This is a genomic window from Burkholderia sp. BCC0044 (assembly GCF_902832955.1).
Taxonomy (GTDB): domain Bacteria; phylum Pseudomonadota; class Gammaproteobacteria; order Burkholderiales; family Burkholderiaceae; genus Burkholderia.
Genome location: NZ_CADFDO010000008.1, coordinates 55,609 through 70,585, shown reverse-complemented (window position 1 = coordinate 70,585; position 14,977 = coordinate 55,609). Strand labels below are relative to the sequence as shown.

At 68.0% G+C, this 14,977-nt stretch carries 14 protein-coding genes; 7 read left to right on the top strand and 7 right to left on the bottom strand.

Annotated features, from left to right (window positions below; genetic code table 11):
- Nucleotides 1-7 precede the first annotated feature (7 nt).
- Complete coding sequence (locus HWX14_RS33360; RefSeq protein WP_175886404.1) at nucleotides 8-1,468, top strand: DEAD/DEAH box helicase; 1,461 nt, start codon at nucleotides 8-10, stop codon at nucleotides 1,466-1,468.
- Here the strand turns inward: HWX14_RS33360 and HWX14_RS33355 are convergent.
- From HWX14_RS33355 to HWX14_RS33345, 3 genes are all read right to left on the bottom strand, one after another.
- Nucleotides 1,462-1,968 (bottom strand): hypothetical protein, encoded by a 507-nt coding sequence (locus tag HWX14_RS33355; RefSeq protein ID WP_175886403.1) that lies wholly within the window; start codon nucleotides 1,966-1,968, stop codon nucleotides 1,462-1,464. The two genes, HWX14_RS33360 and HWX14_RS33355, sit on opposite strands and share 7 nt — an antisense overlap.
- 70 nt (nucleotides 1,969-2,038) lie before the next feature.
- On the bottom strand, nucleotides 2,039-2,866 hold the full coding sequence (locus tag HWX14_RS33350) for a ferritin-like domain-containing protein (protein WP_011546143.1): 828 nt from the start codon (nucleotides 2,864-2,866) through the stop codon (nucleotides 2,039-2,041).
- Between the two features lie 327 nt (nucleotides 2,867-3,193).
- Nucleotides 3,194-4,834 carry a gamma-glutamyltransferase family protein gene (locus HWX14_RS33345; protein WP_175886402.1) on the bottom strand — a complete coding sequence of 547 codons (1,641 nt, stop codon included), beginning with the start codon at nucleotides 4,832-4,834 and terminating at the stop codon, nucleotides 3,194-3,196.
- A 212-nt stretch (nucleotides 4,835-5,046) separates the two neighbouring features.
- Between HWX14_RS33345 and HWX14_RS33340 the strand changes: the two genes are divergently transcribed.
- Together HWX14_RS33340 and HWX14_RS33335 are read left to right on the top strand one after the other, a co-directional pair.
- Complete coding sequence (locus HWX14_RS33340; protein WP_012329184.1) at nucleotides 5,047-5,826, top strand: DeoR/GlpR family DNA-binding transcription regulator; 780 nt, start codon at nucleotides 5,047-5,049, stop codon at nucleotides 5,824-5,826.
- Nucleotides 5,827-6,127: 301 nt separating this feature from the next.
- Nucleotides 6,128-6,325: a hypothetical protein gene (locus HWX14_RS33335; RefSeq protein ID WP_006477892.1), complete on the top strand. Its 198-nt coding sequence runs from the start codon at nucleotides 6,128-6,130 to the stop codon at nucleotides 6,323-6,325.
- A gap of 94 nt (nucleotides 6,326-6,419) precedes the next feature.
- Here the strand turns inward: HWX14_RS33335 and HWX14_RS33330 are convergent, their stop codons facing one another.
- Nucleotides 6,420-6,788 carry a hypothetical protein gene (locus tag HWX14_RS33330; protein ID WP_175886401.1) on the bottom strand — a complete coding sequence of 123 codons (369 nt, stop codon included), beginning with the start codon at nucleotides 6,786-6,788 and terminating at the stop codon, nucleotides 6,420-6,422.
- 162 nt (nucleotides 6,789-6,950) lie between these two features.
- Between HWX14_RS33330 and glpD the strand changes: the two genes are divergently transcribed.
- The 3 genes from glpD (at nucleotide 6,951) to HWX14_RS33315 (ending at nucleotide 10,893) form a co-directional block, all read left to right on the top strand.
- Nucleotides 6,951-8,474, top strand: a complete 1,524-nt coding sequence (gene glpD, locus HWX14_RS33325; protein WP_175877821.1) for a glycerol-3-phosphate dehydrogenase — start codon at nucleotides 6,951-6,953, stop codon at nucleotides 8,472-8,474.
- Between the two features lie 113 nt (nucleotides 8,475-8,587).
- Nucleotides 8,588-10,090: a glycerol kinase GlpK gene (gene glpK, locus HWX14_RS33320; RefSeq protein ID WP_175886400.1), complete on the top strand. Its 1,503-nt coding sequence runs from the start codon at nucleotides 8,588-8,590 to the stop codon at nucleotides 10,088-10,090.
- An 86-nt stretch (nucleotides 10,091-10,176) separates the two neighbouring features.
- Nucleotides 10,177-10,893 carry an MIP/aquaporin family protein gene (locus HWX14_RS33315; RefSeq protein ID WP_011546148.1) on the top strand — a complete coding sequence of 239 codons (717 nt, stop codon included), beginning with the start codon at nucleotides 10,177-10,179 and terminating at the stop codon, nucleotides 10,891-10,893.
- 42 nt (nucleotides 10,894-10,935) lie between these two features.
- Here HWX14_RS33315 and HWX14_RS33310 read toward each other — a convergent pair whose 3' ends face one another.
- Genes HWX14_RS33310 through HWX14_RS33300 form a run of 3 tightly spaced genes read right to left on the bottom strand, consistent with a single transcriptional unit; the run spans nucleotide 10,936 to nucleotide 13,636 of the window.
- Nucleotides 10,936-12,204, bottom strand: a complete 1,269-nt coding sequence (locus HWX14_RS33310; RefSeq protein ID WP_175886399.1) for an FAD-dependent oxidoreductase — start codon at nucleotides 12,202-12,204, stop codon at nucleotides 10,936-10,938.
- 4 nt (nucleotides 12,205-12,208) lie between these two features.
- Nucleotides 12,209-12,517, bottom strand: coding sequence for a non-heme iron oxygenase ferredoxin subunit (locus HWX14_RS33305; RefSeq protein WP_175886398.1), 309 nt, complete (start codon nucleotides 12,515-12,517; stop codon nucleotides 12,209-12,211).
- Between the two features lie 36 nt (nucleotides 12,518-12,553).
- Nucleotides 12,554-13,636 carry a fatty acid desaturase family protein gene (locus tag HWX14_RS33300; RefSeq protein ID WP_175886397.1) on the bottom strand — a complete coding sequence of 361 codons (1,083 nt, stop codon included), beginning with the start codon at nucleotides 13,634-13,636 and terminating at the stop codon, nucleotides 12,554-12,556.
- Nucleotides 13,637-13,810: 174 nt separating this feature from the next.
- On the opposite strand from HWX14_RS33300, the gene HWX14_RS33295 reads away from it, so the two are divergent.
- Complete coding sequence (locus tag HWX14_RS33295) at nucleotides 13,811-14,875, top strand: LacI family DNA-binding transcriptional regulator (RefSeq protein ID WP_175886396.1); 1,065 nt, start codon at nucleotides 13,811-13,813, stop codon at nucleotides 14,873-14,875.
- Nucleotides 14,876-14,977: the final 102 nt, after the last annotated feature.

Here is a 14,977-nt window from a genome sequence, read left to right as displayed (position 1 = left end):
GGTATCTATGTCTTTCGAATCTCTCGGCCTGGCCGAACCGCTGGTCAAGGCGGTCAACGAGCTCGGCTACACGTCGCCGACCCCGATCCAGCAGCAGGCGATCCCGGCCGTCCTCGGCGGCGGCGACCTGCTCGCCGGCGCGCAAACCGGCACCGGCAAGACCGCCGGCTTCACGCTGCCGATCCTGCAACGCCTGCACACGTTCTACGCCGAGCACCGTGGCGCGAAGCGCGCGGTGCGCGCGCTGATCCTCACGCCGACGCGCGAACTCGCCGCCCAGGTCGAGGAAAGCGTGCGCGCGTACAGCAAGTACCTGAAGCTGCGCTCGACCGTGATGTTCGGCGGCGTCAGCATCAATCCGCAGATCGATGCGCTCAAGCGCGGCGTCGACATCGTCGTCGCGACGCCGGGGCGCCTGCTCGACCACATGCAGCAGAAGACCATCGACCTGTCGGATCTCGACATCCTCGTGCTCGACGAAGCCGACCGGATGCTCGACATGGGCTTCATCCACGACATCAAGCGCGTGCTCGCGAAGCTGCCGCCGCAGCGCCAGAACCTGCTGTTCTCGGCGACCTTCTCCGATGAAATCAAGGCGCTCGCCGACAGCCTGCTCGATTCGCCCGCGCTGATCGAGGTCGCCCGCCGCAACACGACCGCCGAGAGCGTCGCGCAGAAGATCCACCCGGTCGACCGCGACCGCAAGCGCGAGCTGCTCACGCACCTGATCCGCGAACACAACTGGTTCCAGGTGCTCGTGTTCACGCGCACCAAGCACGGCGCGAACCGGCTTGCCGAGCAGCTGACGAAGGACGGCATCAGCGCGATGGCGATCCACGGCAACAAGAGCCAGTCGGCGCGTACGCGCGCGCTGGCCGAGTTCAAGAACAGCACGCTGCAGGTGCTCGTCGCGACCGATATCGCCGCGCGCGGAATCGACATCGACCAGTTGCCGCACGTCGTCAACTTCGACCTGCCGAACGTGCCCGAGGATTACGTGCACCGGATCGGCCGCACGGGCCGCGCGGGCGCGACCGGCGAAGCCGTGTCGCTCGTGTGCGTCGACGAGAAGCAATTGCTGCGCGACATCGAGCGGCTGATCAAGCGCGAGATCCCGCAGGAAGTGATCGCGGGCTTCGAACCCGATCCGAACGCGAAGCCGGAGCCGATCCAGCAGCGCCGCGGGCAGCAGCAACCGCGCAGCGGTGGTGGCGGCGGCGGCAATCGCCAGCCGCGTGGCGGCGGCTCAGGCCAGCCTGCCGCGAAACGCGACGGCAATGCGCAACCGAAGGCATCGCAACCGAAGGCTGCACAGCAGAAGGCCGCGAAGCCGCGCACGCAAGGCGGCGCCGGCGGCAATGGCGGCGGACGTCCGGCAGGCGGCGGCAACGGCGCCCGCCCGGCAAGCGGCAACGCCGCGCACCCGAACCGCAACCGTTCGTCGCGCAGCGGCCAGCGCGGTCACTGAAGCCGCGCGGCCGCGCGCCGCAGGTGCTCGATCTGGCGTTGCCAGCGTGCGAGCACCGCGGCGCGCTCCCCTTCCAGCGTGAACGTGACGCCGGTCGCGAGACGCGCATAGCCGACTCGCTGCGCATCGCCGTGCGCGATCGTCGCAGCGAACCCGGCCAGCCCGCCGAAGTCCCCTTCGAGCGGCGCCATCTCCAGTTGCGCCTGAAAGAACGCATCGTCCGCGACGAGCGTCAACGCGGCCGTGCGCCGTTGCGCGATCGCGCGCGCCGCCCGCGACTGCGGCCAGAGCGCGATCAGCAGCGTGCGCGCATCGTGTGCATAGATCTCGCCGACGCCGAGCAGCGTCGTGCGCAACTGGCCGTCGTCGGTCGCGACGATCAGCGACGCGGCGATATCCGCATGACGCTCGAGTGCGGTGCCGTCGAACAGCGACACGACGGCGGGCGGCCACGCGTCGAACGTCCAGTGTTCGAGCGCGTGGCGATGGGTATCGGTCATGATGGCGTGGCCCCGGTGCGGATCGGATGAGGATGCGCCAGCATACGCGCGCCGGGCCGCGCTGCGGCGATCAGCGCAGGAAAACGTGACGCGTGATCTTCGTGAGCGGATAGTGGACGCCCGGCTGGATCTTCGCAGGCAGGTCGAGCGGCTTGAGCAGCATCTTCACGCACATGTCGGCCGACAGGTTGCGCCGCACCAGCGAATTGATGCGCGCGGCGCGCTCGCGGTTGTACTGGCTGTCGCCGACGCGGTCCGGATAGCGGATCGCGAACACGTGACGCAGCGCGATCTCGGAATCCTCGTTCTTGATTTCCATCACGCGGCGCGCGAGTGCGCCGAGCACCGCGAGCCGGCCGTTGCCTTCGACCTGGTTGTACTTCTTGAAGAACTTGAAGAAGTGCTTGTAGTGACGCACTTCGTCCGTGCGGATGTTGTCGGTGATTTCCTTCAGCACCGGCTCGTCCGAGCATTCGTTGATCGCGCGATAGAGCGTGGCCGTGCCCGTCTCGACGACGCAGCGTGCAACCATTTCGAGCGCGCGGGTTTTCTCGAACGCCTCGACCGAGCAGGTCTTCGAATACTCGGCGAAGAAATTCGCGAAGGCCGTATCCCAGTCGAACTCGGGCCACACGTGCGCGATGTACGCCTTCAGCGCGCGGCCGTGCTGCAATTCTTCGGGCTCCCATGCATTGTTGAGCCATGCGGAGACTTCCGGATCGTCATTGAAGAATTCGCTCAGATTGCTCGTATAGAGATCCGAGCCGCTCTCGATGAACGACGACGCGCACAGCAGCAGCAGCAGATCCTCGTTCGCGGCGGCACGCTGACGATCGATCCGGTTCAGGTCGATGTCCTCGATACGCCACGGCATCACATGCGTCGTTTTGGTGTCCATGGTAGTGCGCTCCCAGTCGTCGCGCGGAGGCCGGCCCATGCCTGGGGCACAGGCGCCAGCCGATCCGCAGGCGGCGTTTTACTTGCGTTTATAGTGAATCGGTCCGGCCGAACCATCCTGGCATCTTAGCCGGACTTTGAAGTTCGTGCTCCAGAGCACTGACCATACCCGACAAGCGCAGTTCCACGGCGTCTGTTGCCGTTCGTTAGATGAGTCCTTCAAACCGCTTGCGCGCGTCCGACGGGATGCGCCGCGTCAAACGAAAACGGGCGGCCGCCGGGCCGCCCGTGATGCCGGGAAACTGCCGGGAAAGCTGGAAGCGATCCGTCAGAAACCGGCCGCCAGCCCGTCGCGCCGGCTGTCGCTCGCGGCCACGTAGCCGCGCTCCGGATCGTCGGGATCGAGGCGCCACACGAACTGCCCCGAACCGAAATCCATGTAAGGATCGTCGATCGACTTGATCGTATGGCCGCGGGCGGCCAGCGCGTCGACCGTCGCGCGGTTCATCGTCGCCTCGACGTCGAGCGTGAAGTCGCGGTTGACCTTCCAGCGCGGCGCGCAGCACGCGGCCTGCGGCTGCTGGCCATAGCCGAGCATCCGCACGACGGTCTGCAGATGGCCTTGCGGCTGCATGTCGCCGCCCATCACGCCGAAGCTCATCACGGCCTCGGTGCGGCCGTTGGCTTCCTCGGTGACGAACGCCGGGATGATCGTGTGGAACGGCCGCTTGCCGCCTGCGACGACGTTCGGCGAAGCCGGGTCCATCGAGAAGCCGTGCCCGCGGTTCTGCAGCGCAATGCCCGTGCCGGGCACGACGAGCCCCGAGCCGAAGCCCATGTAGTTCGACTGGATGAAGCTCACCATCATCCCGCGCTCGTCGGCCGCCGACAGGTAGATCGTGCCGCCGGAATGCGGGCGGCCGGCGGCGAAGTGCGTTGCGCGCGCGGGATCGATCAGCTTCGCGCGTTCGGCGAGATAGGCGTCGTCGAGCATCTGTTCGGGCGTGACGTCCATCGCGCGCGGATCGGCGACGTAGCGATAGACGTCCGCGAACGCGAGCTTCATCGCCTCGATCTGCAGATGCTGCGAATCGACCGAGTCGACCGGCCATTCCGTCACGCCCGCATGCTCGGCGATGCCGAGCGCGATCAGCGCGGCGATGCCCTGCCCGTTCGGCGGGATCTCGTGAATCGTATGGCGACCGAAGCGCTTGCCGATCGGCTCGACCCATTCCGGCCGGTACGCGCGCAGGTCGGCTTCGGTCAGCGCGCCGCCGCCTTCGCGCGCGAACGCGGCGATACGCTCGGCGAGCGCGCCTTCGTAGAACGCCCGGGCGCCGTCCTTCGCGAGCGTGCGCAGCGTCTGCGCATGACCGGGCAGGCACACGCGTTCGCCGACCAGCGGCGCGCGGCCGTGCGGCATGAAGGTGTCCGCGAAACCGGGCAGGCCCTGCAGTTCGGGGATGGCCGCCGCCCACTTGTGCGCGACGATCGGCGGCACCGAATAGCCGCGCTCCGCGATCTCGATCGCCGGCTCGAGGAGGTCCGCGAACGGCAGCGAACCGAACTTCGCGTGCAGCGCCTCCCAGCCCGCGATCACGCCCGGCACGGTGACGGTGTCCCAGCCGCGCGTCGGCTTGTTCGCGAGGCCGCGCGCGTCCTCGCCGTGGCGCTTGCGGAAGTAGTCGACGTTCCACGCGGCCGGCGCGACGCCCGATGCGTTCAGCCCCGACAGTCGCTCGCCGTCCCACACGAGCGCGAACGCATCGCCGCCGAGCCCGCACGACACGGGCTCGACGACCGTGATCGCGGCGGCCGCGGCCAGCGCCGCGTCGACCGCGTTGCCGCCCTTCCACAGCATCCGGAGCCCGGCCTGCGCGGCCAGCGGGTGCGACGTCGACACGACGTTGCGCGCGAACACCGGAATGCGGGTCGACGGATACGGGTTGTGCCAGTTGAAGCCACTCATCGATGCCACCTCGTCGAAAGCTGAATGAACGCGCCCGCATGAGCGGGGCAATCCGCCATTGCAGCGCGATCGGCACGATCGCACAAATTCATTTGTCACATGAATCCATGCCATTTCCGCATGAATCATGTATACCGACGTCCACCATGCCGGCCGAACGCCGTTACCGCCCTTACAATACCCGCTCCGTCTCACGACACGACCATCGAGCCATGACCCGAGATCCCCGCCTCACCCTCAACGCGCGCCAGCAGGAATTGCTCGAATGGGTGCAGCGCGACGGCTTCGTGACCGTCGACGATCTCGCCGCACACTTCGCGGTCACGCCGCAGACGATCCGCCGCGACGTGAACTGGCTCGCCGACCTGAACCTGCTGCGCCGCTACCACGGCGGCGCGAGCCTGCCGACCAGCTCGGAGAACGTGTCGTACACCGCGCGCCAGCGGATGTTCCACGACGAGAAGCGGCGCATCGCGGCGCTCGCGGCGTCGCACATCCCCGACCAGGCGTCGCTGTTCATCAACCTCGGCACGACGACCGAGGAAGTCGCGCGCGCGCTGAACCGCCATCACGGGCTGCACGTGATCACGAACAACCTGAACGTCGCGTCGATGATGAGCGGCTATCCCGACTGCGAGGTGCTGATCACCGGCGGGATCGTGCGGCCGTGGGACAAGGGCATCGTCGGCGAGCTCGCGATCGACTTCATCCGCCAGTTCAAGGTCGACTACGCGATCATCGGCACGTCGGCGATCGAGGCCGACGGCACGCTGCGCGATTTCGACACGCGCGAGGTGCGCGTCGCCGAGGCGATCATGCAGCATGCGCGCACGGTCTACCTCGTCACCGACCATTCGAAGGTCGGCCGCCCGGCGCTGGTGCGCCAGGGCCATCTGAGCCAGGTGCACGCGCTGTTCACCGACAAGCCGCTGCCGCCCGAAATGGCCGATACGGTGGCCACCGCCGGCACCCAGGTGTACGTCGCGGAATGACGGTTGCGATGCTGCACCGCACCTGAAACTTCAAGTGAAATCAAGAAGTTGGCGCCGCGTGCGGACCGCTCGTGGGGTGCGTTTCTGTCAAACGGAAAATTAACGGGGCACGATTTGTCGTTGCCCGCGCACTCGACTAGACTCCAGTTCCCCGGCCCGTTCGCCGATCCGCCTGTGCCAGGGCGGAGCGAATCGCAGGCCGGCGAATGCAGCTTTTCCCCCCAAGCCATACCCCCGCGGGGTATCGCGCGGCGGCGTATGCGCCGCCCGCGCGGGCAGTCTGATTGCCACGGAGAGAACGATGCTGAGTCCGCATGAATTCGCCACGCTCTTGCTTGTAAAGGACGCGCCTGACCAGCGCGACATGGATCGGGATGAACTGGACATCCTGCTCGAACAACAGCTCGTCCGCCTGGAAGGGCTCGGCTCGGGGCGCAAATACTGCGTGACCGAGACCGGCGACGCCGCGCTGCGATCCATCAAGTACCGCTATTCGTAAGCCCCGCCGTTCCTGACCTGACCTGATCGCGCGGCCGCCATCCGGCCGCGCGGTCGTTCCTGCCCTCCGTTCCGCCCGTTCGCCGCCGCCGGCTTCAACCGCCGCGCAGCGTCGGATCGACTGCCGCCCGCCAGCTGATGGCCTGCGCGCGTGCGCCGTTGAAATACGCGATCCAGCCGGCCCGCGCCGCCGCGTCAGGCGCCACATAGTGGGTCGAAAGTTCGTTTACGAACGCACAATAGTTCGCTTCGGTCAGCCCGCGATACCGTTTCGCCACGTACGCGTCGTACAGCGTCGAGTAGACCGGCTGCGCGTCCGCGCCCCAGTCGCGCGCCGCGCCGCCGCACGACGTCTGCAGGTCGACGAACGACGGCGCGCGCCAGTTGCCGGCGAGCGGCGGCGTGCCCGCGCCGCACCCCGCCAGAAGGACGGCGCACGCGCCGGCCCACATCCCAATCCGCATGATTCACCTCGCGAAACGATCGATTCCGCCAGTATCGTCCGGGATCGTGTCACGCGCTACTGGCCCCGCTTTTTCGAACTTTACTTTTTCGATTTCGTTCGTTAAATTTCGAATTCGAACATTTCGTGTTCATCAACTTTCAACAGACGATAAGGACAGCAGGTGACCCAACCGAATCGCTACGATCTGCTCGTCGTCGGCGGCGGCATCAACGGCGCGGGCATCGCGCGCGATGCGGCCGGCCGCGGCCTGTCGGTCATGCTCTGCGAGCAGGACGACCTCGCGTCGCACACGTCGTCGTCCAGCACGAAGCTGATTCACGGCGGCCTGCGTTACCTCGAGTACAACGAGTTCGGGCTGGTGCGCAAGGCGCTGCAGGAACGCGAAACGCTGCTGCGCGCGGCGCCGCACATCATGTGGCCGCTGCGCTTCGTGATGCCGCACATGCCGAACCTGCGCCCGGCCTGGCTGATCCGCATCGGCCTGTTCCTCTACGATCACCTCGCGAAGCGCGAACTGCTGCCCGGCTCGCGCGGCATCGACATGCGCCGCCATGCGGCCGGCGCGCCGCTGATCGACTCGATCAAGCGCGGCTTCGTGTATTCCGACGGCTGGGTCGACGACGCGCGCCTCGTCGTGCTGAACGCGATGGATGCGAAGGAGCGCGGCGCCGAAATCCTGACGCGCACGAAGCTCGTTTCCGCCGAACGCCGCGGCGACGAATGGGAAGCGCGGCTGCAGCACGCCGACGGTTCGATCCGCGTCGTGCATGCGCGCGCGATCGCGAACGCGGCCGGCCCGTGGGTCGGCGACGTGCTGCACGGTGCGCTCGGCCGCGGCGCGCATCACAGCGTGCGGCTCGTGAAGGGCAGCCACATCATCACGCGCCGCCTGTTCGATCACGATCACGCGTACATCTTCCAGAATCCGGACAAGCGGATCATCTTCGCGATTCCGTACGAGCACGACTTCACGCTGATCGGCACGACCGACGTCGAATACACGAACGATCCCGCGAAGGTCGCGATCGATCGCGACGAGACGCAGTACCTGTGCGATTCGATCAACCGCTACTTCAAGCGCAAGATCTCGCCGGCCGACGTGCACTGGACCTATTCGGGCGTGCGCCCGCTGCTGGAAGACGAGAACGCGGCGAATGCGTCGGCCGTCACGCGCGACTATCGCCTCGAACTCGACGACGGCGCGGGCGCCCCGCTGCTGTCGGTGTTCGGCGGCAAGATCACGACGTTCCGCAAGCTCGCGGAAGAAGCCGGCGACATGCTGTGCCGCGCGCTCGGCCGCGACGCGAAGACCTGGACGGCCGGCGTCGCGCTGCCGGGCGGCGACATCGCGGACGCGAAGTTCGACGGGTTCGCCAGCGCGTTCGCGAAACGTCATCCGTGGCTGCCCGCCGCGCTCGCGCGCCGCTATGCACGTGCGTACGGCACGCGTGCGGAGCGCGTGGTCGACGGCGCGACCTCGCTCGCCGATCTCGGCGCCGAAATCGCGCCGGGCATCCACGACGCCGAACTGCGCTACCTGCGCGACGCCGAATGGGCGACCTGCGCGCAGGACGTACTGTGGCGCCGCTCGAAGCTCGGCCTGCACGTCGCGCCCGGTACGCTCGATGCGGTGACCGCCGCGGTCGATGCGTGGTTCGCCGCGGCGCATGCGCCACACGCCTGATTCGAATGCAGTTGCAGTGGTAGTTTTGCCTGACCGACGTTGATTCACCGACGCGCCGCCCCACATGCGGCGCGCATCACAACTAAGCCAATCCACGGATGGAGATGAGAGACATGCAGGACCAGTACATCCTCGCGCTTGACCAGGGCACCACGAGTTCCCGCGCGATGCTGTTCGATCGCCAGGGCAACATCGTATCGATCGCCCAGAAGGAATTCGAACAGATCTACCCGCAACCCGGCTGGGTCGAGCACGACCCGCAGGAAATCTGGTCGACGCAAGCCGGCGTCGCCGCGGAAGCCGTCACGCGCACGGGCCTGAACGGCACGTCGATCGCCGCGATCGGCATCACGAACCAGCGCGAGACGACGATCGTCTGGGATCGCGAGACGGGCCAGCCCGTCTACAACGCGATCGTTTGGCAGGATCGCCGCACCGCCGACTTCTGCGACTCGCTGAAGAAGCAAGGGCTCGAAGCGAAGGTGCGCGCGAAGACCGGCCTGCCGATCGATTCGTACTTCTCCGCGACGAAGATCCGCTGGATTCTCGACAACGTGCCGGGCGCGCGCGACAAGGCACGCCAGGGCAAGCTCGCGTTCGGCACCGTCGACAGCTGGCTCGTGTGGAACTTCACGAAGCACGAACTGCACGTGACCGACGTGACCAACGCGTCGCGCACGATGCTGTTCAACATCCACACCCGTGAATGGGACAGCGAGCTGCTCGAACTGCTCGACATCCCGCGCAGCATGCTGCCGGAAGTGAAGGCATCGTCGGAAATCTACGGCCACACCAAGACCACCGTGTTCGCGTCGAAGATCCCGCTCGCGGGCATCGCCGGCGACCAGCACGCGGCGCTGTTCGGCCAGATGTGCACGACCTCGGGCATGGTGAAGAACACCTACGGCACCGGCTGCTTCCTGATGATGAACACCGGCGACAAGCCGATCGAATCGAAGAACAACCTCGTCACGACGATCGCCTGGCAGATCGGCGACGACGTGCAGTACGCGCTCGAAGGCAGCATCTTCATCGCGGGCGCGGTCGTGCAATGGCTGCGCGACGGCGTCGGCATCATCAAGACCGCCGCCGAGATCGAGGCGCTCGCCGCGACCGTGCCGCACACCGACGGCGTGTATCTCGTGCCCGCGTTCGCCGGCCTCGGCGCGCCGCACTGGAACGCGCGGGCGCGCGGCTCGGTGTTCGGCGTCACGCGCGGCACGACGTCCGCGCACCTCGCGCGCGCGGCGCTCGACGCGATCGCGTACCAGTCGCTCGACGTGCTGGCCGCGATGGAAGCCGATTCGGGCATCAGCATCGGCGAGCTGCGCGTGGACGGCGGCGCGAGCGCGAACGACCTGCTGATGCAGTTCCAGGCCGACCTGCTCGGCGTCGACGCGGTGCGTCCGCAGATCACCGAGACGACCGCGCTCGGCGCGGCCTATCTCGCGGGCCTCGCGATCGGCTACTGGAAGAGCCTCGACGAAGTGCGCGACCAGTGGCAGCTCGATCGCCGCTTCGCACCGTCGATGCCGAAGGAGCAGGTCGAGCAGCGCATGGCTGGCTGGCAGCGCGCGGTGCGTGCCGCGAAGGCATGGGCCGACGACGCGCAATAAACTGAAGCAAACCAAACGAAATACAACAACACCGGCGGACCGCGCAGCAGCACGCGCGAGTCCGCCGTGATATTCGAGAGACAACCATGTCACCTTATATTGCAGAATTCATCGGCACGGCGATCCTCGTGCTGCTCGGCAACGGCGCGGTCGCAAACGTGCTGCTTGCAAAGACCAAGGGCAAAGGCGCGGACCTGATCGTGATCGTGATGGGCTGGGCGATGGCGGTGTTCGTCGCCGTCTACGTGACCGCGTCGTTCAGCGGCGCGCACCTGAACCCGATCGTCACGATCAGCCTCGCGCTCGCGGGCAAGTTCGCGTGGTCGAAAGTCGGCGGCTACGTGCTCGCGCAGATGCTCGGCGGGATGGCCGGCGCGTTGCTCGTGTGGCTCGCGTATCGCCAGCACTTCGCGAAGGAAGCCGATGCGGACCTGAAGCTCGCGGTGTTCTGCACGGCGCCGGCGATCCGCAGCACCACGCACAACGTGCTGACCGAAGCGATCTGCACGTTCGTGCTGATCCTCGGCGTGCTGTATCTCGCGTCGCCGCAGGTCGGCCTCGGCGCGCTCGACGCGCTGCCCGTCGGCCTGCTCGTGCTCGGCATCGGCATCTCGCTCGGCGGCCCGACCGGCTATGCGATGAGCCCCGCGCGCGACCTGTCGCCGCGCATCATGCATGCGCTGCTGCCGATTCCCGGCAAGCGCGACAGCGACTGGCGCTATGCATGGGTGCCCGTCGTCGGCCCGCTGCTCGGCGGCGCCGCGGCGGCCGGCCTGTATCTGCGCCTGCACGCGATGGCCTGATCGCGGTCTGAACGAAGCGCGCGGCGCTCACTGCCGCGCGCTTCACTCTTCTCCTTTCTTCTGCCGGTCATTCACGGCCGTCACCAGCGATTTCAGCTTCACCGCGACGTCCGCGACCTCATCCGGCGTCACGTCGATCCCGCGTTCGACCAGCATTCTCGCCACGCGCATTTCCTTCACGAATCCCGCGGCACGGCCGAAGCCGCTCGCCGCGACGAGCCGCCCGCCCGCATCGAAATGGAAATGGATTTCCGCATCGTCGCCGAGCACGCGCGCGACCGACTGCGTGCCAAGCGCCGGCTCCCCAGCCACCTGCAACTGCGCATCGTATTGATCGGACCAGAACCACGGTATGTCGCGATACGGTTGGTTCGCGCCGAGCATGTTGCGGGCGACGACGGGCGCCTGCGTCTCGGCGCCGTGCCACGTCTCCTGTCGAACCGGCAAGCCCGATAACGCACTCGGAAACACCGCGACGTCGCCAGCCGCGTAGATGCCGCGTGCCGACGTCTCGAGCTGCGCGTTCACGACGATCCCGCGCTCGACCGCAAGGCCCGCATCGCGCGCCAGCTCGTCGGCCGGTTCGATGCCGATGCCGGCCACGACCGTGTCGGCGAGCAGCGTATCGCCGTCGTCGAGCACGACGACGAGCGCACCGCCCGACGTCCGCTCGATCGCCACCGGCTTTCGGTTCAGGCGAATCGCCACGCCCTGCTCGTCGTGCAGCGCATGCACGCGCGTCGCGATGGCTTCCGGCACCGCGCGGCCGAGCAGCCGCGGCGCCGCGTCGAGCACGGTCACGCGGCAGCCGCGCTGCTGCGCCGACGCCGCGACTTCGAGGCCGATGAAGCCGCCGCCGATCAGCACGATCCGCGCGGCGGGCACGAGCCGCGCGCCGAGCGCGGCCGCATCGTCGAGCGTGCGCAACGCGACTACGCCGTCGAGCGCCGCACCCGGAACGGCCAGACGGCGCGCACGGCCGCCTGTGGCCAGCAGCAGCGCGTCGTAGCCGAACATGCGCCCGCCCGACACGCGCACTTCGCGTGCGTGCGGATCGATGCGCTCGACGGTCGCGACGATCCGCTCGATGCGATCGGCCGCCCATGCTTCGGCATCGCGCAACCGGCATTGCGCGGCACTACGCTCGCCCGTCAGCACACCCTTCGACAACGGCGGCCGCTCGTACGGCCAATGCGGCTCCGCGCCGATCAGCACAATGCGCCCGCGCCAGCCGGACGCGCGCAGCACCTGCGCCGCACGCCCGCCCGCATGGCCCGCGCCGACGATCGCCATCAACCCGTCGTGGCTCATCGCGTCACACCTCGATCAGGATGCGGCCGTCCTCGATCTTCGCGCGGTACGTACGCAGCTTCTCGCACGCGGGCGCCGACAGCGGCCGGCCGTCGCGCACGTCGAAGCGGCCGTTGTGCTTCGGGCACTCGATCACGTGATCCATTACGAGCCCATCCGCGAGATGCACGTGCTCGTGCGTGCACAGCCCGTCGCTCGCATACACCTCGCCGTCGATCCGGTAGATCGCGTAAGTGCGGCCGGCGTGATCGAAGCGCGCGACGTCTTCGTCGTCGATGTCGTCGAGCGCGCCGGTGTCGATCCATTGCGTCATGGTGCGTGTCTCCTTCGTTGTGAGGTTCGATAGCGGTCAGGCGCGCGCCGCGTCCGGCACCGGCCGCACGACGTAATCGGACGGGTCGCGCGTCTGCCGGATCAGCGCCGGCACGATCTCCGCATACGCCGCCAGCGTGCTGCGGTACGGCGGCGGCATGTCGGCCTTCACGGCTTCGTGCAGCTGCGGCAGCGCATGGAACGGCACCATCGGAAACATGTGGTGCTCGACGTGATAGTTCATGTTCCAGTACAGGAAGCGGAACACCGGGTTCATCATCACGGTCCGGCAGTTGCGCCGGTGATCGAGCACGTTCTCCGGCATGCCCGCGTGCTGCGTGAGGCCGAAGTACAGGTACAGCCACGCGCCGTAGAGGCTCGGCAACCCGATGTAGAGCAGCGGCAGGATCGTGTGCCAGTAGAGCGCGGCGCCCGTCACGAGCGCGTAAATCGCGAGATGGATGCGCGACTCGCGCACGACCTTCGGCCATTCCGATTCGGGCACGTAGGTGCGCTCCTCGTCGTCGAGCCGGCCGGTGAACGACACCGCGAGCATCTTGCGCAGCTCGCCGGCCACGTGCTTCAGCGCGACGACGTTCAGCGCGAGCGCGAGCCAGTCGGTCGGCTTCGGCGCGGCGATTTCCGGATCGCGCCCGACGACCAGCGTATCGGTGTGATGGCGCGCATGGCTCCAGCGCCAGGCGGTCGCGCGGCGGAACACCTGGAACGACGCGACCTGGTACAGCGCGTCGTTCATCCAGCGCGTGCGGAACGCGGTGCCGTGTCCGCATTCGTGCCAGCGCGAATCGGCCGGGCTGCAGTACAGCGTGCCGTACACGAAGAACGCGGGAATCGCCCATGCCGAATGCGCGCGCCACGCCAGCCACCCGAGCGCGCCGCTGATCGCGATCGCCGCGTACCAGATCAGCGTGTCGCGGATCGCCCGCGCATCGCCGCGCTGCATCAGTTGCTTCATCAGCGGCCGCGGCACCGCGCACCGGTACCACGCGGCGTTGACGAGCCCGGCCGCGTGCGCGCGCTCGCCGGCGCCGCCGATCATTCGGTATGCCTGACGGCGCGCCGCCGTGGGTTCGCGTGCCGGGTCGTCGGGTTGGGCCACTTCTGTCTCCTGGGGTTCTTGTGCGCGGGAAGCGCGGCAAGCGCTTCGCCATAAGAGCGAAATTAGGCGACCGGCCGCCCCGCCTCAATCGAAACGTTGACGAAATTTCGCCATCGCTTTAGCGTTCCCGACAACGCCACGCGATCGATGGCGACCCTCACGATGGAGACGACCATGGCAGGTGAATCCGGGCCGCGCTGGCGCAAGCGCACCGCGCGCTTCGACGAGATCGCGGCGCTCGCCGGCGTCAGCACGACGACCGTCGACCGCGTGCTGAACGAGCGCGGCAGCGTCTCCGCGCAGGCGCGCGAACGCGTGGTGGCGGCCGCGCGGCAGCTCGGCGTGCCGCGGCAGCTGCCCGACACGCGGCACGGGCTGATCCACGTCGACGTGCTGCTGCCGGACACCGACGCGCCGTTCTTCCGGCGGTTGCAGCAGGCGCTGCAGCGCTCGCTGCAGATGCTCGACCGGCGCGTGGTCGTGCACCGGACGATCCTGCCGGCCGCGGACGACGCGCGCGCCGCCGCGCTGATCGAACGGCCCGCGTACCGGCGCGCGGCGCTGATCGTCACCGCGCACGACACGGCCCGCATGCGCGACGCGCTGGCCGGCGCGATCGCCCGGGGCGAGACCGTCGTCACGATGGTCACCGACATCGGCGGCATCGACCGCGCGCATTTCGCCGGCATCGACAACTATCGCGCGGGGCGCACGGCCGGCTACTACATCGGCCGCCTCGCCGCGCGCCCCGGCCGCGTGCTGCTGCTCGGCGGCCGCATGGGCTACCGCGCGCACGCCGACCGGATGGCCGGCTGCCGCGACCAGCTCGCCGACGCGTTCGCCGCCATGCGCTGCGACGATGAGCCGGTCGAGACGCTCGACCAGGACGATCGCTGCTACCGCGCGGTGTCGAAGGCGCTGCAAACGCACGACGACGTGGTCGCGATCTACAACAGCGGCGCCGGGTCGGCCGGCATCGAAGCGGCGCTGCGCAAGGCCGGCGCGATCGGCCGCGTGGTGTGGATCGGCCACGAGATGATCGATCTGCACCGCACCTTCATCGAAGCCGGCGCGATGGATCTCGCGATCGACCAGGATCCGGACGGGCAGGCGATTTCCGCGGTGCAGCACGTGCTGCATGCGTGCGGCATCGTCGAACAGCCGCCGCCGGACGACCCGGTCGAATTCCGCGTGTTCTGTCCGGCGAACGTGAGGACGAGCGCGTACCTGCAGCCGTGAATCGCGCCCCGCGACGCACCGCATGCGCGCGGCGAAAAAATCGACCGCGGCATGGGCGATTTTTCGTCAACGTTTGTCATGCAGCCCGCGCCGCGCATCCGT